17 protein-coding genes are annotated in these 20,587 nt (G+C 64.8%); 11 read left to right on the top strand and 6 right to left on the bottom strand.

Going from position 1 to position 20,587, the window contains the following annotated elements; all coding sequences use genetic code 11:
- Positions 1-22: 22 nt before the first annotated feature.
- From ACL9RI_RS13905 to ACL9RI_RS13895, 3 genes are all read right to left on the bottom strand, one after another.
- Positions 23-1,291: an efflux RND transporter periplasmic adaptor subunit gene (locus tag ACL9RI_RS13905; RefSeq protein ID WP_422727239.1), complete on the bottom strand. Its 1,269-nt coding sequence runs from the start codon at positions 1,289-1,291 to the stop codon at positions 23-25.
- Positions 1,292-1,453: 162 nt separating this feature from the next.
- Positions 1,454-2,320: a type 1 glutamine amidotransferase domain-containing protein gene (locus tag ACL9RI_RS13900; protein ID WP_422727131.1), complete on the bottom strand. Its 867-nt coding sequence runs from the start codon at positions 2,318-2,320 to the stop codon at positions 1,454-1,456.
- 24 nt (positions 2,321-2,344) lie between these two features.
- A complete protein-coding gene (locus ACL9RI_RS13895; protein ID WP_422727130.1) occupies positions 2,345-3,160 on the bottom strand; it encodes an SDR family NAD(P)-dependent oxidoreductase in 816 nt (271 codons plus the stop codon).
- A 203-nt stretch (positions 3,161-3,363) separates the two neighbouring features.
- Here ACL9RI_RS13895 and ACL9RI_RS13890 point away from each other — a divergent pair, with 203 nt between their 5' ends.
- Positions 3,364-4,311 (top strand): GlxA family transcriptional regulator, encoded by a 948-nt coding sequence (locus ACL9RI_RS13890; protein ID WP_422727129.1) that lies wholly within the window; start codon positions 3,364-3,366, stop codon positions 4,309-4,311.
- 11 nt (positions 4,312-4,322) lie between these two features.
- On the opposite strand, the gene ACL9RI_RS13885 is transcribed toward ACL9RI_RS13890, so the two are convergent.
- Both ACL9RI_RS13885 and ACL9RI_RS13880 read right to left on the bottom strand, forming a co-directional pair.
- Entirely contained in the window at positions 4,323-4,802 is a 480-nt protein-coding gene (locus ACL9RI_RS13885; protein ID WP_422727128.1) for a MarR family winged helix-turn-helix transcriptional regulator, read from the bottom strand.
- Between the two features lie 7 nt (positions 4,803-4,809).
- Positions 4,810-5,199, bottom strand: a complete 390-nt coding sequence (locus tag ACL9RI_RS13880) for a tautomerase family protein (RefSeq protein ID WP_422727127.1) — start codon at positions 5,197-5,199, stop codon at positions 4,810-4,812.
- Between the two features lie 244 nt (positions 5,200-5,443).
- Between ACL9RI_RS13880 and ACL9RI_RS13875 the strand changes: the two genes are divergently transcribed.
- From ACL9RI_RS13875 to ACL9RI_RS13865, 3 genes are all read left to right on the top strand, one after another.
- Entirely contained in the window at positions 5,444-6,817 is a 1,374-nt protein-coding gene (locus ACL9RI_RS13875; protein WP_422727126.1) for an NAD-dependent succinate-semialdehyde dehydrogenase, read from the top strand.
- A 15-nt stretch (positions 6,818-6,832) separates the two neighbouring features.
- Positions 6,833-7,585 carry an SDR family NAD(P)-dependent oxidoreductase gene (locus ACL9RI_RS13870; RefSeq protein WP_422727125.1) on the top strand — a complete coding sequence of 251 codons (753 nt, stop codon included), beginning with the start codon at positions 6,833-6,835 and terminating at the stop codon, positions 7,583-7,585.
- A gap of 108 nt (positions 7,586-7,693) precedes the next feature.
- Positions 7,694-9,307 carry a MutS-related protein gene (locus tag ACL9RI_RS13865; protein ID WP_422727124.1) on the top strand — a complete coding sequence of 538 codons (1,614 nt, stop codon included), beginning with the start codon at positions 7,694-7,696 and terminating at the stop codon, positions 9,305-9,307.
- Here ACL9RI_RS13865 and ACL9RI_RS13860 read toward each other — a convergent pair.
- Entirely contained in the window at positions 9,304-10,293 is a 990-nt protein-coding gene (locus ACL9RI_RS13860) for an ABC transporter substrate-binding protein (protein ID WP_422727123.1), read from the bottom strand. The two genes, ACL9RI_RS13865 and ACL9RI_RS13860, sit on opposite strands and share 4 nt — an antisense overlap.
- Positions 10,294-10,547: 254 nt before the next feature.
- On the opposite strand from ACL9RI_RS13860, the gene ACL9RI_RS13855 reads away from it, so the two are divergent.
- The 7 genes from ACL9RI_RS13855 (at position 10,548) to ACL9RI_RS13825 (ending at position 20,492) form a co-directional block, all read left to right on the top strand.
- Complete coding sequence (locus ACL9RI_RS13855; RefSeq protein WP_422727122.1) at positions 10,548-11,633, top strand: sigma-54 interaction domain-containing protein; 1,086 nt, start codon at positions 10,548-10,550, stop codon at positions 11,631-11,633.
- Positions 11,634-11,893: 260 nt separating this feature from the next.
- Positions 11,894-14,167 carry a TonB-dependent receptor gene (locus ACL9RI_RS13850; RefSeq protein WP_422727121.1) on the top strand — a complete coding sequence of 758 codons (2,274 nt, stop codon included), beginning with the start codon at positions 11,894-11,896 and terminating at the stop codon, positions 14,165-14,167.
- Between the two features lie 9 nt (positions 14,168-14,176).
- A complete protein-coding gene (locus tag ACL9RI_RS13845; RefSeq protein WP_422727120.1) occupies positions 14,177-15,205 on the top strand; it encodes an ABC transporter substrate-binding protein in 1,029 nt (342 codons plus the stop codon).
- Positions 15,202-16,038, top strand: a complete 837-nt coding sequence (locus ACL9RI_RS13840) for an ABC transporter permease (protein ID WP_422727119.1) — start codon at positions 15,202-15,204, stop codon at positions 16,036-16,038. The genes ACL9RI_RS13845 and ACL9RI_RS13840 overlap by 4 nt, the downstream gene beginning before the upstream one ends.
- 47 nt (positions 16,039-16,085) lie before the next feature.
- Positions 16,086-16,844 carry an ABC transporter ATP-binding protein gene (locus tag ACL9RI_RS13835; protein ID WP_422727118.1) on the top strand — a complete coding sequence of 253 codons (759 nt, stop codon included), beginning with the start codon at positions 16,086-16,088 and terminating at the stop codon, positions 16,842-16,844.
- Positions 16,841-18,643: an ABC transporter ATP-binding protein gene (locus tag ACL9RI_RS13830; RefSeq protein WP_422727117.1), complete on the top strand. Its 1,803-nt coding sequence runs from the start codon at positions 16,841-16,843 to the stop codon at positions 18,641-18,643. Before ACL9RI_RS13835 ends, ACL9RI_RS13830 begins: the two co-directional genes overlap by 4 nt.
- The gene (locus ACL9RI_RS13825; protein ID WP_422727116.1) at positions 18,636-20,492 is read left to right on the top strand and encodes an ABC transporter ATP-binding protein; all 1,857 of its coding nucleotides are present in this window, start codon (positions 18,636-18,638) and stop codon (positions 20,490-20,492) included. Before ACL9RI_RS13830 ends, ACL9RI_RS13825 begins: the two co-directional genes overlap by 8 nt.
- The last annotated feature ends 95 nt before the right edge of the window (positions 20,493-20,587 follow it).

Below are 20,587 nucleotides of genomic sequence, written 5' to 3'. Positions count from 1 at the left end.
TATGCGTAGGAATGAATGGGGATTATTGATTGATGGAGACGCGTTCCGCGTTCTCGAACGTTTCGGTGCCGGCGATGACGACCTTGTCGCCCTGTTTCAGGCCACCGAGGATTTCAACCGCCGAGACGCTGGTGGCGCCCATCTTGATCGGTGTGCGGATGGCCACGCCATCGCGCACCACATAGGCAAAACGGCCGCCTTCGGACTCGACGAACGGGCCGCGCGCCAGCATCAGCACATTCGGTTTTTCATCGATCAGCAGGCGCGCCGTGGCGCGCTGGTTCTGGCGCAGGCCGGGCGGCTGTTCGCCATTGAAGCGCACGCGCGCCAGCACCTGGTTCTTGACCACTTCGGGCGACAGCGCCGACAGCTTGCCGGTGGCCTTGACGGCGCCCACTTCGATTTCTGCGCTCATGCCCAGGCCGATGTCGGCGACATAGGTTTCCGGTACTTCCAGCTCCACTTCCAGCTGCGACAGGTCAACCAGGGTCATCAACGCCGTATTGGCTTGCACCACGCTGCGGTTGGCCACCGACAGGGTGCCGATAAAGCCATTCACGGGCGCGCGCACGGTCAGCTCGTCAACCCTGCGCTGGGCGTTGTCGCGGCTCAGGCGCTGGCGGTCCAGTTCATTGATCTTGGTTTTCAGGGCCAGGGCCACGTCCTCGCTTTCCAGGCCGGCCGCTGCCGCCGCCTGCTTGCTGCGGATCTCGGCCGAGTTCAGTGCATCCTTGGCCTTCTGGTAATCGATCTTGGCGATGATGCCGACCTGGGCCACGCTTTCATAGCGTTCCATCGTGCGCTGCGCGGACAGGCGGTCGATCTCGGCCGTGTCGGCATCGCGGCGCGCCACCAGTTTCTGTTTGCGCGCCAGGATTTCCTGGCGCGCCACTTCCGCTTCCAGCTGCTGCACGCTGGACTGTTCGCGCTTGAGCGCGTCCGACAGGTCGGGCGATTCCAGTACGGCCAGGATATCGCCTTTTTTCACCGTGTCGCCCGCTTTCGCTTTCAAGGTGACGGTGGCGACCGTGGTCGAATACAGGGTGGGGCTGATCGAGGCGACCACGCGGCCATTGACGGCGGCGTCGCGGATCAGGGTGCCGCGCGTGACTTCGGCAATGCGCAGGCGGCTGGCGTTAACGGAATGTTCGCTGTTGCGCCAGCCGCTGATGGCGGCGATGGCGGCGGCAATGAGGAGGGCCGCACCGATGGCGAGCAGGGCGCGTTTCTTGTTGCGTTGGCCGGCGGGAGCGGCGACGACGGCGTCTTGGGCAGAGGTATCGCGGATCATGGTGGACATTTCGTGAAAGATGTCCTGACCTATGCACGATCCGTGCCAGTTTTATGTCATTGATTTTAAAGTAAAAACATTTGATGTCCAGGTGTCCGCGCGTGTCCGGCCCTGTCCGCCTGTCCGCCCGGCGCATGGGCGCCGGGCGGACAGCGCGGCAGTTCAGTGACGCCGCGCATTGAGTTGCCTGACCAGCACGTCGCCGAATTCTGGCGCAGACATCGGTTGCTGGCCGGTGATCAGTTCGCGATCGACGATGACGTTGCTGTGCCAGTTTGCCACCGTGTCCACGTGGGCGCCCGCTTCGGCCAGGACGTTGACCGGATAGAACTCCACGTTGCCGCCCAGACCGGACGGACCTTCGAGCTGCTGTTCTTCACCCGTGGAAAACACCGTCAGGCGATAACCGGCGTATGGCCAGCCTGCCGCCAGCGCATTGGCCTTGCCGTCGTTCGCCCGCATCGACGCGAGGAAGGCGTCAGGGTCATGCAGGGTGGACAGCAGCACCACCGGAGCATGGCAGATGATGCCGGTGGGACGGCCCGCGGCATGGAAGCTGGCGAGGATCTTGCCCAGGTTGCGGTCCTTCAGCAGGTCAGCCATGGGGGCATGGCCACCCGGAATGAACAGGCCCGCATAGCCTTCGCTCCCCTCGGCAACGACGGACGCCAGCGTTTTCGGATGCTGCAATTGGGCGATCGTTTGTACGTATTTCGCCGCTTCGGCACGCGCTGCCTCATCGCCGCCGAAAAACAGCCTGTTATTCGAATTGACGTCCATGACGGGCATGTCGCCGTTCGGGTTGGCGATCACCGGCTCGTAGCCGGCTTCGACCAGCTTACGGTAAGGCACCACGAATTCGTTGAGGTAGTAGCCGGTCGCGTATTGCTTGCCGTCGCGTAGCGCCAGTTGGTGGGCGCTCGACATGACGACCAGTACTTTCCCACGCGATTGGGCGGCAGCGGAAGGGGGCAGCGCGAAGCTGGTGGCCATTGCCAGCAGGGCGGCACTGATTTTAAGGACATGCATGAGGTTGCTCCTGTCAGGGGGAAATTAATCCTTGTTGGCCGCGAGGGCATAGCGGGGGGCGGGCTTGGCGTTGGCGAACTGCGGCGCCAGGGCGCGGCGATCCGTTTCCCAGCGTGTCCAGCCGTCGGCATCGTGCAGGGTGGGGATGGTCACCAGCTCGCCCTGGTCCAGGCCGGCCAGCGCTGCGTCGACCAGGTCGCCGGCCGTCATGGTGCTGGGGGCTTCTTTTTGCTTGGCATAGCCGGCCACGTCCCAGAACTCGGTGGCTGTCGCCGCCGGCAGCACGGTTTGAATGCGCACGCCCTGGGCAGCCAGGTCGCGCTGCAGCGTATGGCCAAAGCTCAGCACATACGACTTCGACGCGCTATAGACGCCGTTCAGCATCTCGACGGCGATGCCGACGGCCGAACTGATATTGATGATGGTGCCCGAGGCCTTGCCGGCAAATACCGGCGCCACGGCATAGGTCAGGCGCGTCAGTGCGGTGATGTTCAGGAAGATCATCGCTTCCATCTCGTCGACATCCGCGTTGAGCACCGAGGCGACCGAACCGACGCCCGCGTTGTTGACCAGCATGGTGATGCTTGTATCCTCGCGCAGCACGTTCTCGATCTGCGCCAGTCCTGCCTTGTCGTTGAGGTCTGCTGCGATGGTCTGCACCGAGCGGCCGGTTTCCGCGCTCAGGCGCGTGGCCAGCGCCTGCAGGCGCTCGGCGTTGCGGGCCACCAGGATCAGGTCATGGCCGCGCCTGGCCAGGCGGTCGGCATACACGGCGCCGATGCCGGCCGAGGCGCCAGTGATGAGGGCAGTGCCTTTCGGGGAGGGTAGAGGGGAAGTCATGATAGTGTCACTTTCGAAATGTTCACGCGACGGGATGTCGGGGGTAAGTGTGCATTCTGGGCTGAAAGACGGCGTTCTCAAATGACGTAGATGCAATGATTCAGGTCATGCAGCATGGCGGCTGCGTGCATTGTCGCTGGCCTGGTGCGATGGCTGTTTTGTGCTACATTCAATGAATTATGACTAGCTGGAATGGGGCGCACATGCACACCGTCGGACTCCTTGTTTATGCCAATTTCCAGGCCATGGGCCTGGCCGTTGCCAGCGTGTTTGAGTACACGAATCGTTTTCGTGGCGAGCAGGCCTATGTATTTCGCCTGGTCTCCGAGGAAGGTGGTCCCGTGATGACGTCGCAGCATTTTTCCGTCAATACGGAGCGGCTCGGGGACTTCGCCTACGACACCCTGATCGTGGCGGGCGACAATGACTGCCAGCTGCCGCCGGACAGCCTGCTGGACTATCTGCGCCAGGCGCCCGGCCAGAGCCGGCGCGTGGCCGCCATTTGTACCGGCGCCGTGGTGCTGGCCGCGGCCGGACTACTCGACGGCAAGCATGCGACCACGCACTGGTTCCATGCCCAGGCCTTCAAGCAGCAGTATCCCGGCGTGCTGCTCGACGAAGACCGCATCTTTGTGGTCGATGGGCAAATCTGGACGTCGGCCGGCATGACCGCAGGCGTCGACCTTGCACTGGCCATCGTCGAAAAGGATTTCGGCCTGGAGACCGCCCGCATGGTGGCGCGCAAGCTGGTGGTGCACCAGCGCCGTGGCGGCGGCCAGTCGCAGTTCTCGGCCTTGCTGGAGCTCGATGCAAAATCGGACCGCGTGCAGATGGCGCTGACGCACGCAAGGGAGCACCTGGCCAGCGAGCTGTCGGTGGAGGTGCTGGCGCAGGCCGCGCGTCTCAGTCCGCGGCAATTTAGCCGGGTGTTCCGCGAAGAGACAGGCCAGTCGCCGGCCAAGGCGGTGGAACGCCTGCGCGTGGAAGCGGCGCGGCTGATGATGGAGACCACCCGCCATCCGATCGAAGTGATCGCGCGCGAGACCGGGTTCGGCGACCGGGAGCGCATGCGGCAGGCCTTCCTGCGCGCCTTTGGACAACCGCCGCAGGCGATACAAAGAACTTCGGCAGGCGCGGTGCTGGCCCTGTAAGCCGAACTTGCCTAGGCTTGCAGGAAGGCTACGGCGAACTGGTCCGAAAAGATATCGGCCAGCGCAAGGCGCAGCGCTGCCGAGCGTTCCGGCCCATAGGCTTTTTCAAAGCGTGTCTGGGCCTTGCGCCATAACAGGTTTGCCTGCCTGAGCTTTGCCTTGCCCGATGGCGTGAGGCTGACGCGCCGGCTGCGGCCATCGTGTTCATCCCTGGCCTGCACCAGATAGCCTTCGCGCTCCAGCGGTTTCAGGTTGCGCAGCAGCGCCGAGCGGTCCAGCACCATGGCACGGGCCAGCGCCGACATGGTCGGCGACCCGGCGCGCTGCACGTGCACCAGCACCGAGCGCTGCGAGATGGTCAGCCCGCATGGCGCAAGCAGGCCGTCGTAGAGCTGGGTCACGCGGCGGCTGGCCTTGCGTAGCGCGGCGCCGTTGCACACCAGCGTATCCCTGGCGTCCTTCCGGATCGCTGCTGTCTCTTTGTGCTTCATCGCCGGTCTATGCCTCTCCCGCGGACCATTCGGGGCTGAAGCCGCCCAAGGTCGGGTGATACATCTCGTCTCCCGAGTGCTGCGTGAATTCGACGTTCAGCCGGTCTTCGCGCAGGCCCAGTATGGCGATGCAGTCGGCGCATAGCGCCTTGGCCACCTGCATGCGCAGTTCCGCCGGCCGTCCCTGGCGTATATCGCACATCAGGACCGAGACGGGCACTGGCTCCCCATCCACCGTTCGCCATACGCCACCTTGACCGACTTCACGGATGGCGATGCTGATGCGGCGGATATCGACCGTCATCAGCTCGGCATAGGTGAGCGCCATTTTCTTGGCGAGGGCCTGTTTGAGTTCGACGGGGTAGCTGTCGTTGACGTCCAGCTGCAGGTAAGGCATGAGAATCTCCTGGGTGGTTGAAGCAAGTGATCTCTATTTAAGTGCATATGCAAGTATTTTTCAAGGCCGATGGCGGTGTTTCAGGCGCGATGTCCGGAAACCTTGCGGATATGGCGTTGCTGCCGCCTCCATGCAGACCTAAGATGATTTCAACAGGGCTGCCGCGGCGGCCTTCCTCACCTCCTTCGGGGGCGCAATCAGCGTGGCGCGCCAGGGAGGCACCTTATCCAGAACGGAGTTTCTCATGGCATACCAAACCATTAATCCCACCACGAATGTACTGGTCAAGACCTGGCCCGGCCATACGGATGAACAAGTCGAAGCGGCGCTGTCGGCCGCCCACCGGCTGTACCAATCGCCCTGGTCGCAAGGCGCGATCGCACCCCGCCTGCGGGTGCTGCACAAGCTGGCGGACCTGCTCGAATCGCGCGTCGAGGAACTGGCCCGTATCATCACCCTGGAAATGGGCAAGCTGATCGGCGAAAGCCGCGGAGAAATCCAGGTCGTCGCGCAGATCGCCCGCTACTATGCCGAGCATGCGGAGCGCTTCCTGGCGCCGGTCAGCCTGCCCACGGGGCAGGGCGAAGCCTGGATCGAACACCATGCCATCGGCGTGCTGCTCGCAGTCGAACCGTGGAATTTCCCGTTTTACCAATTGATGCGCGTACTGGCGCCGAATCTGGCGGCAGGCAATCCGGTCGTCGCCAAGCACGCCAGCATCGTGCCGCATTGCGCCAGCGTCTTCGAGCAGCTCGTGACCGAGGCGGGCGCCCCGCAAGGCGCCTGGACCAATCTGTTCATCACGGCCGACCAGGTTGGCAAGCTGATTGCGGACCAGCGCGTGCAAGGCGTCGCCATGACGGGTTCGGAAGGCGCTGGCAGCGCGCTGGCGGCCCAGGCCGGCAAGTACCTGAAGAAGTCGACCCTGGAGATGGGCGGCAACGACGTGTTCGTGGTGCTCGAGGATAGCGACATCGACAAGGCGGTCGAGGCCGGCACGTTCTCGCGCCTGCACGTCGGCGGACAGGAGTGCATAGGCGCGAAGCGGTTCGTGGTACGCGCCGAAGTGGCCGATACCTTCCTCGACAAGTTCACCGCGGCGTTCAAGGCGGTCAGGATAGGCGACCCGCTGGACGAGACGACCACCCTCGGCCCGCTTTCGTCCACCGCCGCGCGCGACAGCCTGGCCAGCCAGGTCAGGGCGGCGGTCAGCCACGGCGCCACGCTGCACCATGGCGGAAATGCCATCGACCGGCCTGGCAATTTTTTCGAGCCGACCATACTGACGAATGTACAGCGCGACAATCCCGCTTATTTCGAGGAATTTTTCGGCCCCGTCGCACAGGTCTACGTCGTCAACACGGATGACGAGATCGTCGAGCTGGCCAACGATTCGCACTATGGCTTGTCGGGCGTGATCTTTTCACGCGATATCGCGCGGGCCAGGACACTGGCCTCCCGCATCGAGACGGGCGCCGTCTGGATCAATACCTTTTCAAGCACGGCGCCCGAACTGCCGTTTGGCGGTGTGAAGCGTTCCGGCTATGGCCGCGAATTGTCCGAACTGGGCATCAAGGAGTTCGTCAACCAGAAGCTGGTGCTGGTCGCCACCTCCTGAACCTGTGCTGAAGGAATGCAGATGAAACTCATTGGAAAAATTGCGGTCGTTACCGGCGGCAGCTCGGGTATCGGTTTCGCCACGGCCAGGGCGCTGGTCGCGCAAGGCGCACACGTCTACATCACCGGGCGCAGCCTCGATGCATTGCAGGCTGCTGCAGCGGTGCTCGGTGCGCAGGCCACGCCGGTGCAGGGCGACGTGGCCGATCCCGTACAGGTCGACGCGCTGTATGCGCGGGTGCGCGAGCAGCATGGGCGTGTCGATATCGTCTTCGCCAATGCCGGCTATGCCGCGTTCGCCCCGCTCGGCGACTTGAGCGAAGCGCACATCGACGGACTGTTAAGCACCAATATCAAGGGCGTGATCTGGACGGTGCAAAAGGCCTTGCCGCTGATGCCTGCCGGTGGCTCCATCATCCTGAGCGCGTCGATTGTCGCCAGCAAGGGCTTTGGCAACTGGAGTGTCTATAGCGCGACGAAGGCGGCCGTGCGTTCGTTTGCGCGCACATGGGCGTCGGACCTGAAGGGGCGCCATATCCGCATCAATGCCGTCAGCCCCGGTGTGATCGAAACGCCTGGGCACGAAAAGACGGGCGCTACGCAAGAGCAGCTCGATGGCTTCTTCGACCACGCCGCGAGTATCACGCCGCTCGCCCGTACGGGACGCGACGCCGAGGTGGCGGCAGTCGTGGCGTTCCTGGCTTCCGACGACAGCAGTTTCATGACGGGGAGCGAGATCTTTGTCGACGGTGGCGTCGCCCAGGTATGAAGGGGGCATGGGGGCAGGCATGGGGACTTGATATTCTGTCAATCGCCCTGATGTGCATGCTGCAGTAATGGCGCGCCGCGCCATGCTGCCCTCACTTTGTGGAGCATGATGTTTACCCTGATCCAGAATGGTCCCGTTCAGCCGCGTCCTTTTGCTGCCCGTATGGCGACCTGGCTGCGCCAGTTTGCCAGCTTGCCTGAACCGGACGAACTCGATTATCCGTTTGCCCATAGCGATGTCGAAAAACTGCAGCAGTTCGTGGGCGGGCCAGTGCAGATCGACGGCCAGACCTGGGACGAGATGCTGCTCGATTCCTATGCGGCGCAACTGGCGCAGCAGACCAGCATCTTCGGTCGGCAGCGCCTGCATCAGCGCCTGGCCAGCGGCGTCGCGGATGCGGCGTCGCGCGAGCGGGTGGATGCCTTGCTGGCGGCGCCGGCGCAGCAGCAACAGCTGGAGCACGCCATGCGCCCGTTGCGCACGGCCGACATGGAAGTGAGCACGCCGCTGTTTGGTCCGCTCTTGCCCGCGCCAGCCTGGTGGTCGCGCTGGCTGGCGCTGCCGGTATTGCTGCTGCTTGTGTCGCTGCTGGCAGCCTGCCTGTTTGCACCGCTGGCGTGGATGGCAGTGCTGCTGGTGTGGGGCGTGCTGATTGCGCTGCAAGTGCATTTTTATGAGCGTTGCAAGCTGTGGCAGCGCAGCGTGCATAGCTTGCAGATGCTGCTGCTGGTACATGGCCGCCTGGGCGGACTCGATACGCCGTTTACGCAAGCGATGCGCGAAGGCCAGCGGCTATCGGGCGTGATCAGCCGTGATCTGACGCCGCTGCGCTGGCTCAAACTCATGCCGCTGCTGGCTGAATATGAAGACTGGCTGATGCTCGGCAACGTGCGGCGCTATTTTCACAGCCTGAAGGTAGTGCGGCGCGAACGGACGTTCCTGCGCGAGAGTTTTCTGTTGCTGGCGGACCTGGAAGCGGACCTGGCGCTGGTCCGCCATCTGCGCCACCGCCCTCAATTTTGCTGGGCGCAAGCGGCCCCCGCGCGCCAGTTGTCGTTCGACGCCATGGTGCATCCGCTACTGGACGGCGCCGTGCCGCTGTCCCTGCAGCTCGATGGCCGGGGCGCGTTTATCTCGGGCCAGAACGCGATCGGCAAGAGCACCTTGCTGCGTGGCGTGGGCCTCAATCTGATCTGCGCGCGCGCCTTCGGCTTTTGCCATGCCCAGGCGGCTACGGTGCCCCTGATTCCCCTGTATTCAAGCATGCAGAATGAAGATTCGCTCGATGGCGGTGAAAGCCTGTACCTGGCCGAGTTGCGGCGCGCCCAGGAATTGCTGGCGCTGGCCGACAGTGGCGCGCCCGCCTTGTTCCTGATCGACGAGATTTTCCGTGGCACCAATCACCTGGAATCGGTGTCTGCTGCTGCGGCCGTGCTGCATGGCCTGGCCGAACGCCACCTGGTGATCGTCTCGTCGCATAACCTGGTGCTGGCGCCGCTGCTGGAAGACTGCCTGGCGCCGTGGTGCGTGAGCCGCGACGAGCAGGGTGTATTGCAGCTGGCGCCCGGCGTGCTGCTGCTCACCAATGGCATCTCGCTGCTGGCGCAGCGCGGCTTTGGCGCCAGTATCGAAGGCAAGGCGGGCAGGGTGTTCGATTGGCTCAGCACGCACATGGCGCAGCCCGTCGATTGTGCGGGCGTGCTGGCGCCAAAATCGCTTTAAGCCGCGCCAGGTTTTTTTCGCAGCTGCTCCAGCGGGCGGTGATCGACCCAGTCACCGATGTCGAAATCGCTTTCCAGGAAGCCGTGCGCCAGCAGGAAATCCTTGAAGGATCCCAGCGCGCTCAGCGATTCTGGCGCCAGGTCGACGCGCAGATTGCGGTGTAATTGGGGGCCGTAGGCGGCGCGTACCATGTGCGGTGGCGATCCCGTTTCGTCGGCGACATAGCTGATCGTTTCGAGCGGATGCGACGCCGCCCAGTCGCCGCCGTCGACCACCAGCTGCAAAAAGCCGCTGACAATATCGGGAAACTCGCGCAAGGTCGCGCCGCTGACCGTCAGGGGACGCGGCGTGCCATTGTTATTGCGGATCATGGGATCGGGATGAAAGCCGATATCGGTCACCACCAGCGCGTTGAGCATCAGCGCAATGTCCAGCCCCGGCGCACCGCGCACGTAAATGGCGTCCACCTGTCCCGCCAGCAGGGCGTGGGCCTCGGCCAGGTACAGGCGGCGCGGATCGCGCTCCACTTCGACCAGGGTAACGTCGCTGCCAGCCAGGCCTTCCAGGCTCAGTGCATTGAGTACGCCGCGCAGGGCGGTGGCGCGGAACATGTCGATCTGGTCGGTATCGCAGCGGGGAATGGCGATGCGTCGCCCGCGCAAGTCGCCGGTGCTGTGGATGCCGGACTGCGGCAGCGCGATGATCTGCTGCGCTTCATCGGTCCAGGTCAGGCCGATCACCCGCGTATCGGCGCCGCGTGCACGCGCCCACAGGGCTGGCGCGCTGCTGCCCTGGCGGAAGGTATTGGTGAGCATGTATTCCAGCTGCTGCGCCGCATTGCCGATCGGCTGGCGCGTGCGCAGCGAGCGGATCGCCACGCCGTCCGCGGACGGTTCGCCGTTAAGCCAGCCGAGATGCACGGCGATGCTGAGCGGCGTAGGCACTGGTGAGCGTTCATACCAGAATTGAGGATGGGCTTGGGTCATGGAGGATGGACGCGATAGTGTTTTTGACGCGACAACTATCAGCAAGAGCCATGCCACCGCCGACAGCGTGGTTTTCCGCCACCCGGACACGCCGATTGCTGCACCAGCAGCAGGCGATCAGCAGTGTTTTGCCCGCACGGCAGCAGCATGGCGGTGTCCCTCATTTTTCCGATATTCATATGCAAAACCGTTGCTTCCATGGCCGTGCGCAGCATGCTAACTTGATCAGATTACAGTCGCAATGAAAGTTTGTCATGGAGGTGCTCAGCCTGCCCAACCCCGCCGATCACGCGATCTCGATCCGTGCCAAGGCGCTTGCATTTGAAGATGCGGCATCGAAGGTGCTGCTCGAACGCATACGGCTGATCGCCCCCAGCGATGCGACCGTGCTGGTGACAGGTGAAAGCGGCACCGGCAAAGAGCTGATCGCGCGCCTGGTGCACAGCCTCTCCGAGCGTGGTCAACGTCCCTTTATTGCCGTCAATTGCGGCGCCTTTTCCGACACCCTGATCGAGAGCGAACTGTTCGGCCACGAGCGCGGTGCGTTTACCGGCGCGCTGGAAAGCCGTGCCGGCTGGTTCGAGGCAGCCAATGGCGGCACCCTGTTTCTCGACGAAGTGGGCGACCTGCCACCGGCCGCCCAGGTCAAGCTGCTGCGCGTGGTGCAGGAGCGTGAAGTGGTGCGCGTCGGCTCGCGCAAACCCGTGAAAATCGATGTGCGCCTGGTGGCCGCCACCAACGTCCGGCTGGAAGCGGCCGTGCGCGCCGGGCACTTCCGCGAAGACCTGTATTACCGCCTGAATGTGGCCAAGCTGGCGCTGTTGCCGCTGCGCGAGCGGCCCGACGACATCGCGCCATTGACGCGCCATTTCATCGAACTGTATAGCAAGCGCCTGCGCATCACCGCGCCGTTGCTGGAGGCTGATGCGCTGCTGCACCTGAAGCGCTATTCCTGGCCTGGCAATATCCGCGAACTGGAAAACGTGATCCATCACGCCCTATTGATCAGCCGTGGCGGCAAGCTCACGGCGGCCGACCTGCATTTCTCGACCTTGGGCGAGCTGTCGTCCGGCGGCGCACCGGCTTCCGCCGCCGCCGCTCCCCTCGCGCCGGCCACGACGCCCGAACAAGCCTTGCGCGCGGCCTTGTTGCGCCTGTTCGACCAGCACCATCCCGACCTGTGGCAAGCCATCGAAGGCGAAGTGTTTGCCAGTGCCTATGAATACAGCGACCGCAACCAGCTGCAGACGGCGCGCCTGCTCAACCTGAGCCGCAACATCGTGCGCGCCCGCCTGGCCGACCTGGGCATCATCAAGACCACGGTTGCCGGTACGAGTTGAGGCAGCTTGACGGCTTGCACTGCTGCTGGTGTGCTGCTGCCGCAGCAATCTGCTGATTTTCTGATCCCCGCGCAGCACTCGTTTCAATTCACCATTTCCTTTTAAATCAATCACTTGCATCGCAGTCCATGGTCTGCCTGGTGCTTGGCATGCTTCCTGCAAAAAGACTCCCAAGAATGGCGCGACACGCATGCATGGCGTAGCGACGCTGGCATGGAGACTTCTTTTCAATTCAACGCGCAGGCGCACAGGGAGTGGCAATGAAAGCAGCATCAGGCAGGGTGGCACATCATCAAGCAGCACGACGCGGCGCACGGCGCTGCATGGTACTGGCGCTGGCCAGTGCATTTGGCGCGCCCGCCTGGGCCGCCGGCGAAGTCCCCCTGGAAGGCGTTACGGCGACTACCGCACCGATTGCGGCGGCCGGCGACGAGGACGGTGCAGTCTTGCAGCGCGTGCTGGTGACGTCCGAAAAGCGCCGCGACAATGTGCAGTCGATCGCCTCGGCGGTGACCGTCATCGGTGGCGACACGGTGGAAAACAGCGAAGTGCGCAATGCGGGCGACATCATCCGTTTCGTGCCGAACATGACGGCCGATACCACCGACGGCCATGGCCGCCCGAAATTCTATATCCGCGGTATCGGCTTGTCCGACGCCTCCGTGTGGAACACCAATCCGATCGGCACCTACCTCGATGACGTGTATATCTGGAATGCGTCCACGGTGGGATTTCCCCTGTTCGACCTGGAACGGGTCGAAGTGCTGCGCGGGCCGCAAGGCACGCTGTGGGGCAAGAACACCACGGGTGGTGCGATCAACTTCATTTCGCGCAAACCCACCTTCAGCGATGACGGCTATGTCAAGGCCAGTATCGGCAACAAGGGCAGCACCATGCTCGAAGGTGCGGTGGGCGGCGCACTGAAGGAGGACGTGCTGGCAGGGCGCATTTCGCTGCACCGTGAACAGTCGGACCGCTATGCGCAAAACAGCTTTGTGCCGGGCACGGAAAAATGGCGCGACCTGGGCCTGCGCACGCAGTTGCTGGCGAAGTTTTCCAACACCTTTGACGCCCTGCTCAATGTTCATTACCGCGACTTCAAGGGCCCCGTGCTGATCAGTGGTACCACGGCCGTCCCCAGCCAGACGCGTTTCGACATTCCTTCGCTGGTGGAGCCGACCGATAAACTCAAGCAGAAGGGCGCGACCCTGACACTGAACAAGGAACTGCCGGGCGGGCTGTCGCTGATCTCGATCACGGGTTATGAAAAGTTCGACCGTGCACAAACCAGCGCCGATTCCGTCACCTATGAATCGAGCCGCAACCGTACCGTGTTTTCGGTTGACCAGCTGAGCCAGGAATTGCGCCTGGCCTCGCCGAAGACGGGAGCGCTGTCGTGGCTGGCGGGAGCCTATCTGTTTGACGGCAAGCTCGATTTCAGTTCGCAGACGGGCGTGCTGCCGGGCTCGCTGACGGCGACGGGCGCCAGCAAGACACGCAGCTACAACACCACCGACTATACGCTCAAGTCGACCAGCTACGCCCTGTTCGGCAACGCCGACTACCGCTTCAATGAGCGCTTCGACGTGGCGCTGGGCGTGCGCGAAACGAGTGAGAAAAAGGATATTGACTACAACTACCGCACGGCGCCCAACGGCGTCACCTATAACAACGTGGCCCAGTGGTGGCTGCCGTCCAGCCTGAACGCGAACCTGACCACGGCGGCGCTCCAGGATACCTCGAAGACCTGGTCGGCGTTTACCTATGACATCACGCCGTCCTACCAGGTCAGCGACGATGTGCGTACGTATTTCCGCTACTCGAAAGGCTTTAACGGCGGCAGCTTCAACGCAGGCGCGACCACGCAAAGCCAGGTCACGACGATACAGCCGGAATACCTGAAATCGTATGAGCTGGGGCTCAAGAGCGAATGGTGGCAGCGCCGCCTGCAGGTGAACGTGGCCGGCTTTTACTACGATTACACGAATATCCAGCAAAAGGCCACCACGCTCAATCCGCTCAATCCCAGCCAGCAGGTGCTGACGTTCATCAATGCGCGCGGTGGCGACGTCAAGGGCCTCGATATCGAGGTGGCGCTGGTGCCCGTGAAAGACTTGCGGCTGGGCGTCAACGTGGGCCTGAACCACACGGAATTCACGGATTTCCAGGACACGCTGACGCATAACTCGGCCGGCAACTGGTTCAACCGCGTGCCGCGCGTGGTCGGTAACGTGCAGGCCGAATACAAGTACCGGCTCGCCAGCACTGGCGCGCTGGTCTTCAATACGGACTGGGGCTACCGCAGCAAGGCGTATTTCAATGCCGTCGACCAGACCAGCCCCTTCCTGATTGAAAAGGCGTATTGGCTGGGCAACCTGTCGCTGGGCTACGTGGCGCCGCGCCAGCAGTATGAAGTGCGCCTGTACGTGCTCAACGCCACCGACAAGATCTACCGCAACACGGCGCTGATCACGGGCCTGTATTCGTATGGCGCGCCGCGTACCTTCGGTCTGTCGGCCACCTACCGTTTTTAAGGAAGCATCATGAGCGATACCTTCAAACTGCGCCGCCGGGCGGGCATTGCCTTGCTGGGCGCCGTGCTGCTGGGCGGTGCGCTATGGCTGGCCTTGCGGCCTTCCGCTGCGCCAGCATCCCGTGCCGCGCCGGCCGTGGGCTTTCGCATCGCCGCCGCGGCGCTGGGCAATCCCGAACAGATCAGCAAGCAGTTGCAGACGGGCGGTCCGCTCGGTTATGCGATCCACCTGGGCGTATTCCAGCGTGAGCTGGCGCGCGACGGCTTCCGTTTTGACGGCGTGCTGGGTTTTCCGCGCACGGCCGCCGCCTTGCTGGGCATGATGAGCGGCCAGGCGGAATTGGCCAGCACCGGCGATTCGCCGGCCGTGCTGTCGCGTGCACGCGGCGAGCAGCAGCGCGCCCTGTATGTCACGCCGCCGAATGACACGGAATCGGGTTTCTGGGTGGTGGGGCGCAAGGGCGGCCCGGCCACGCTGGAAGCGCTGGGCGGCAAGCGTGTCGGCCTGCTGTTCGGCTCCACCTTCGATTATGGTTTCCAGACCGCCGCGCAGGGACTGGGCTTGCAGGACGTGGCATACACGCAGCTGCCCTCGTCGGCGGCGCTGCCGGCGCTGCAGAATAATCAGCTCGACGCCTATGTAACGTCGGCCGCCGTGGCCAAGCTGTGGATAGACCGCCACGGCCTGACCCTGATCGGCAAGCTGGGCACGGTGCCATCCACGGGCCGCACGGTGAGCGTGATTTCCGCGCGCGCAGATTTTTTGGCGGCGCATCCCCGTTTCGCGCCTGCTTTCTGGCGCGGCCTGAAGGCTGGCATCGACGCCATCCGCCAGGATCCGGAGGCGTATTACCGCTGGAGCGCCGACAGTACCGGATATCCGCTCGAGGTGGTGCGCGCCACCACCAGCATCGCCTTTGACGACCAGCCGATTTCGCAGGCCGGTGTCGAAGCGCTGAAAAAGCTGCTGGCCTTCCGTGTCGCCCAGCAGGTGGCCCAGGCGTCGTTTTCGGTCGATGACTGGGTGGTGCGGCCATGACGGCCGCACTCAAGCATGCCAGTGGCAATACACTGCTGGCGCCGCCGACGCCGTTGCGTGCGCGGCCACGCTCGCCACGCAGCAGTATCTTGCTGCGCCTGTCGGTGCCGGTGCTGATCCTGCTGGCCTGGGCGCTGGCGTCGGCCAGTGGCGCGCTGCCGGCCAATGTGCTGGCGTCGCCCTGGGCCGTGTTTGACAGCGCGTGGTCGCTGGCCCGTTCGGGCGTGCTATGGCACCACCTGTCGCTGTCGCTGACGCGGGCTGGCCTGGGCTTGCTGCTGGGCGGCGGTTTCGGATTGGCCCTGGGTATCCTGGCAGGCCTGTCGCGCCTGGTCGAAGAACTGGTCGATCCCACCATGCAGATGATACGGGCCGTGCCTTTCCTGGCGCTGATACCGCTATTGATCGTCTGGTTCGGCATCGGCGAATCGTCGAAGATTTTATTGATTGCCGCCGGCGCCGCCAAACCCATGTACCTGAATGCCTATGGCGGCGTGCGCAATGTCGATCCCAAGATTATCGAGGCGGCGCGCATCTTCGGCCTGACGCGCTGGCGTTTGATCGTCGAGATCTATTTTCCTGCGGCCCTGCCTTCGCTGATGGTGGGCCTGCGCCTGTCGACCACCATGGCGCTGCTGGCCCTGATCGGCGTCGAAGTGATCAATACCACGCAGGGCATCGGCTTTCTGATGCTGCAGGCGCAGGAGTATTTCAAGACCGAGATCCTGATCGTGTGCGTGGTGATCTATGCCCTGTTTGGCCTGGCGACGGATCTGGTGGTGCGCGTGCTCGAACGCGTGCTGATGCCATGGCGCACGCAGGCACGCAAATAGGCGGCGTGCAGTCTGGCGCTGTAATGGAACTTTTGAACGGAAACGATATGGCGGCAACAAGCAAGCTCAGATTGGCCACCGATGCCGGCGTGGCGCCCGCGCAAGCGGCGCTGGCGGCGCGCGTCACGGGTGTGCGCAAGGTCTTCGACGGCAAGGCGGTACTCGATGGGGTTGATTTGTCCATCGGCCAGGGGGAATTCATCGCCCTGCTGGGCAAGAGCGGCAGTGGCAAGACCACCTTGCTGCGCATGCTCGCGGGCCTGGACGACGTCGACAGCGGCAGCGTACTGGTGGCTGAGCGGCGCACCGTGGTGTTCCAGGAGCCGCGCCTGGTGCCATCGAAGCGGGTGCTCGACAATGTGCTGCTGGGGCTGGACCGGCGCAGCCAGCGCCAGGCGGCCCTGGCCGCGCTCGACGAAGTGGGCCTGGCCAGCCATGCCGACGCCTGGCCGGCCACTTTATCCGGCGGCGAAGCGCAGCGCGTGGCGCTGGCGCGTGCGCTGCTGCGCGCGCCGCAGCTGCTGATGCTCGATGAACCGTTTGCTGCGCTCGATGCGCTGACGCGCATCAAGATGCAGGCGCTGGTGGCGCAGCTGTGCCGGCGTCACCAGCCGGCCGTGCTGCTGGTGACGCACGATGTCGACGAGGCGATCCAGCTGGCCGATCGCGTGCTGGTGCTGAGCGGCGGGCGTACCGTGCTCGATGAGCGCATCGGACTCGATCATCCGCGCCAGCGCGGCGCCGACCAGTTTGACCGCTTGCGCGTGCGGCTGCTGCGCACGCTGGGCGTGACGGAGACACCGTGAGCGCCTCCACCGCATCGACCATTGCGCGCTCTCCGCTGCTGCGCTGCCTGGCCATTTACCGCAGCATGCCGGTGCTGGTGGGAGTGACCTTGCTGCTGTTCGTGCTGGTGAATGCGGGCCTGGCTTGCCAGCAATGGCTGCTGGGCCTGGCCGTGCACGATGTCACGCAGGGACTGGCCGTGCTGCGGCTGGCCGACGGCACACTGGACCATGCACCGGCGCTGCGCTGGCTGGCGCTGCTGGGCGCCATCGCGCTGCTGCGCGCGGTGCTGCTGTACGCCGTGGCGCTGGCGTCGCAGCAATGCAACCAGCGCTTGCTGACGCAGCTGCGCGCACGCATCTTCAGCCATATCCAGCAACTGCAGCTGGTCTACCACTGGCGCCATGGCATGGGGGAACTGGTCAGCCGCACCACGCGCGACGCCGACAAGGTGCGCGACGCGATGATCACCTTCTGGCGCCAGGGGGTCGATACCGTGCTGGTGCTGGTGGCCGTGCTGGGCCTGCTGTGCTGGTATCACCCGGCGCTGGGGCTGGTGCCCTTGCTGCTCAGTGCAGTGGCGCTGGCCTTGCTGTTGCACCAGGCCGGCCATCTGGTGATGCTGGACCGCGCCACCGGCGCCGCCTACGACCGCGTCAACCAGGACCTCTCCGAAGGCGTGACGGGCGTGCGGGTGATCAAATCATTCGTGCTGGAGCAGCAGCGCAGCGAGCGCTTTGCGCGCGAGGTGGCAGTCTTTGCCCGCCAGGCCCGTACGGCGCTGGCGTATGCCAGTTCGCGCGTGCCGCTGCCGCAGGCCATCGTGGCCATGGGCCACGTGTGGATCATGCTGTATGGCGCCGTGCTGGTGGCGCGCGGCCAGCTGGACCTGGGCCAGCTGACGGCATCGCTGCTGCTGGCCACCATGCTGGTCTTCCGCCTTGAAGGCGTGGGCCGCGCCATGCAAGCCTGGTCCGATGCGCGCTCTTCGGCGGGCCGCATCTGGGATTTGCTCGATACGCCGCTGGTGCTCGATGGCGGCAGCGGCCAGTTGCCGTCCGGTCCCCTGGGCTGCCGTTTCACGCGCGTGACGCTGAGCGCACCGGGCGGCGGCAAGCAGATACTGGGCGGCTGCAGCTTGACGGTGGCGCCCGGTGAAGTGGTGGCGCTGGTCGGCGCCACCGGGGCGGGCAAGAGCATGCTGGCGCATCTGCTGCCACGCTTGCTGCAGCCCGATGGCGGCGCGGTCGAACTGGGTTCCGACGTGGCCGGCTGGAAGGATGCGGCCAGCCTGGAGTTGACGGCGTTGCGCCGGCGCGTGCACGTGGTGCCGCAAGAGAGTTTTCTTTTTTCCGATACGGTGGCGGCGAACCTCCGCTTGGCCGCGCCGCACGCCAGCGATGCAGACTTGCAGCGCGCACTGGCGCTGGCCAGCGCAGACGATATCGTGGCCGGCCTGGAACAGGGGCTGCACACGCGGCTGGGCGAGCGTGGCACGACCCTGTCCGGTGGACAGCGGCAACGCCTGTGCCTGGCGCGCGCCTTGCTGGCGGCGCCCGATCTGCTGGTGCTCGATGACGCCACCAGCGCGCTCGACGCCGTGACCGAGCGCCGCGTACTGGCCGCGTTGCGCGCCACGGCGTCGCGCCAGACGGTATTGCTGATCGCCAGCAAACTATCGACCGTCCTGCACGCCGACCGGGTGCTGTTGCTCGACGGCGGGCGCATTGTTGCCAGCGGCACGCATGCTGAACTGGCACGCTCCCAGCCAGCCTACCGCGAGCTGCTGGGCATGGACGGGGAGGGCGCGCATGACTGATCTGGCGGCGTCTGCCAGCGACCTGGCAACCGAGGAGGCGCTGGCCGGCCAGTCGCTGCGCCGCGCCGCATTGGGGCGCTTGCTGCCACTGCTGCGGCCCGTGCGCGGACGCATCGCTGCCGTGGTGCTGCTGGAGATTTTACTGGTGGCGTCGATCTTTGTGCGGCCCTGGTTCGTGCGCGAGCTGGTCGACCATGGCCTGCTGCGCGAGGACGGCGGCTGGCGCCTGGACTGGCCCTTATTGTGGTGGCTGGGCGCGGGACTGGCGGCCACCTGGCTGGCGCGCTTTGCGCTGGCCGGCGCGGCGCAGTACCTGGCTGGCAGCGCCGCGATCGGCGTGTTGAACGATTTGCGCGTGCGCGCGTTTGCGCATGTACAGCAACTGAGCGTGTCCTATTTCGACCGCGCCAGGGCAGGCCGCATCATTTCCCGCCTCGACCGCGATATCGACGGCCTGGAGCCGCTCTTGATACAGGGACCGCCCGAACTGTTGTCGGCCCTGCTGCGCTGCCTGCTGGCCGGGGTGCTGCTGTGGCGTATCGCGCCGCCGCTGTTCTACAGCCTGGCGGCGGTGATCGCGCCGCTGGCCGCCGGCACCTGGCTGTTCCGGCGACTCACGCGCAGCAACTGGGCCACGGTGGCCGAGCACCGCAGCGGCTATACGGCCCACCTGGTGGAAACGGTGACGGGCGTGCAGCTGCTGCAGCAAAGCGGCCGGCAGGCGGCCAACCTGCTGCGCTACCAGGGTTTGCTGCGCCAGTTCAGCGCGGCCATGCTGCGCGGCGGCGTCACGGCCGGCTGGTTTGCGCCGTATACGGGCTTGCTGTCGAACCTGGCCATGGCGCTGCTGTTGCTGGTCGGTGCGGATGGCCTGGCGCAGGGGCAGATCAGCGCCGGCCAGATCATCGAAAGCCTGTTTTACGTGATGCTGTTCCTGGGGCCGCTGCAGGAATTGGGCGACCTGTTCGAGCGCCATGCGGCGGGCATGGCCTCGGCCGACCGCATTTTCCTGCTGCTCGATACCGCGCCCGGCATCGTCGACCGGCCGCTGGCCGTGTCGCCGGTGTCCGTGCGGGGCCAGGTCGATTTCGAGCAAGTGCGCTTTGCCTACGGCGCCCAGGCGGCCGAACCGGTCATACGGGGGCTGGACTTGTCCATCCGCGCTGGCGAGACGCTGGCCATCGTGGGCCCGACCGGCCATGGCAAGAGCACCCTGGTGCAATTGCTGACGCGCTTCTACGACGTGCAGCAGGGCCGCATCGCCCTCGATGGCCGCGATGTGCGCGACTATGCGCAGCACAATCTGCGGCGCCATGTCGGGGTGGTCTTGCAAGACAACGTGCTGTTTTCCGGTTCCATCCTGGACAACCTGCGTCTGGCGGCGCCCGGCGCCAGCGATGATGGATTGATCGCCGCCGCCCGCGCCCTGGGCGCCGACGAAGTGCTGGAGCGCCTGCCGCGCGGCTACCACACCGAGGTGGGGGCACAGGGGCGTCAGCTGAGCCATGGCCAGCGTCAGCTGGTGTGCCTGGTGCGCGCCTACCTGGCCGATCCTGCCGTGCTGGTGCTGGACGAAGCCACGTCTGCGGTGGACATGCACAGCGAACGGCGCATCAGCCGGGCCCTGCGCCGCCTGTGCGCAGGGCGCACCTCCATCATCATCGCCCACCGCCTGGCCACGATACGCGACGCCGACCGCATCGCCGTGATACGCCACGGCGTGGTGGCCGAACTGGGCAGTCACGATGCCTTGCTGGCGCAGGACGGCCTGTATGCCGATTTGTATCGCAACCATGCCGCTGCTGTGCCAGCAGCCTGCAGCCCGGCTGTTGCTGCGGCAGCAGCCTAAGACTAAAAAGGGGCAGGAACAGCGTCCAAAGCGGGCCATCAGCATGGCATGGAGTTTGCAAAACACGGTAGCAGGATGGCCGCCGGCCATCCGCC

Source organism: Janthinobacterium sp. Mn2066, assembly GCF_049319705.1.
Classification (GTDB): domain Bacteria; phylum Pseudomonadota; class Gammaproteobacteria; order Burkholderiales; family Burkholderiaceae_D; genus Janthinobacterium.
This window is presented reverse-complemented; position numbering and strand designations above follow the sequence as displayed.

What these genes read in the sequence shown, in the direction of transcription:
- ACL9RI_RS13895 (WP_422727130.1), bottom strand. Translation starts at nt 3,160, where the DNA reads ATGACTTCCCCTCTACCCTCCCCGAAAGGCACTGCCCTCATCACTGGC.
- ACL9RI_RS13855 (WP_422727122.1), top strand. Translation starts at nt 10,548, where the DNA reads ATGGAGGTGCTCAGCCTGCCCAACCCCGCCGATCACGCGATCTCGATC.
- ACL9RI_RS13875 (WP_422727126.1), top strand. Translation starts at nt 5,444, where the DNA reads ATGGCATACCAAACCATTAATCCCACCACGAATGTACTGGTCAAGACC.
- ACL9RI_RS13905 (WP_422727239.1), bottom strand. Translation starts at nt 1,291, where the DNA reads ATGATCCGCGATACCTCTGCCCAAGACGCCGTCGTCGCCGCTCCCGCC.
- ACL9RI_RS13850 (WP_422727121.1), top strand. Translation starts at nt 11,894, where the DNA reads ATGAAAGCAGCATCAGGCAGGGTGGCACATCATCAAGCAGCACGACGC.
- ACL9RI_RS13890 (WP_422727129.1), top strand. Translation starts at nt 3,364, where the DNA reads ATGCACACCGTCGGACTCCTTGTTTATGCCAATTTCCAGGCCATGGGC.
- ACL9RI_RS13860 (WP_422727123.1), bottom strand. Translation starts at nt 10,293, where the DNA reads ATGACCCAAGCCCATCCTCAATTCTGGTATGAACGCTCACCAGTGCCT.
- ACL9RI_RS13840 (WP_422727119.1), top strand. Translation starts at nt 15,202, where the DNA reads ATGACGGCCGCACTCAAGCATGCCAGTGGCAATACACTGCTGGCGCCG.
- ACL9RI_RS13825 (WP_422727116.1), top strand. Translation starts at nt 18,636, where the DNA reads ATGACTGATCTGGCGGCGTCTGCCAGCGACCTGGCAACCGAGGAGGCG.
- ACL9RI_RS13885 (WP_422727128.1), bottom strand. Translation starts at nt 4,802, where the DNA reads ATGAAGCACAAAGAGACAGCAGCGATCCGGAAGGACGCCAGGGATACG.
- ACL9RI_RS13865 (WP_422727124.1), top strand. Translation starts at nt 7,694, where the DNA reads ATGTTTACCCTGATCCAGAATGGTCCCGTTCAGCCGCGTCCTTTTGCT.
- ACL9RI_RS13845 (WP_422727120.1), top strand. Translation starts at nt 14,177, where the DNA reads ATGAGCGATACCTTCAAACTGCGCCGCCGGGCGGGCATTGCCTTGCTG.
- ACL9RI_RS13880 (WP_422727127.1), bottom strand. Translation starts at nt 5,199, where the DNA reads ATGCCTTACCTGCAGCTGGACGTCAACGACAGCTACCCCGTCGAACTC.
- ACL9RI_RS13835 (WP_422727118.1), top strand. Translation starts at nt 16,086, where the DNA reads ATGGCGGCAACAAGCAAGCTCAGATTGGCCACCGATGCCGGCGTGGCG.
- ACL9RI_RS13900 (WP_422727131.1), bottom strand. Translation starts at nt 2,320, where the DNA reads ATGCATGTCCTTAAAATCAGTGCCGCCCTGCTGGCAATGGCCACCAGC.
- ACL9RI_RS13870 (WP_422727125.1), top strand. Translation starts at nt 6,833, where the DNA reads ATGCAGATGAAACTCATTGGAAAAATTGCGGTCGTTACCGGCGGCAGC.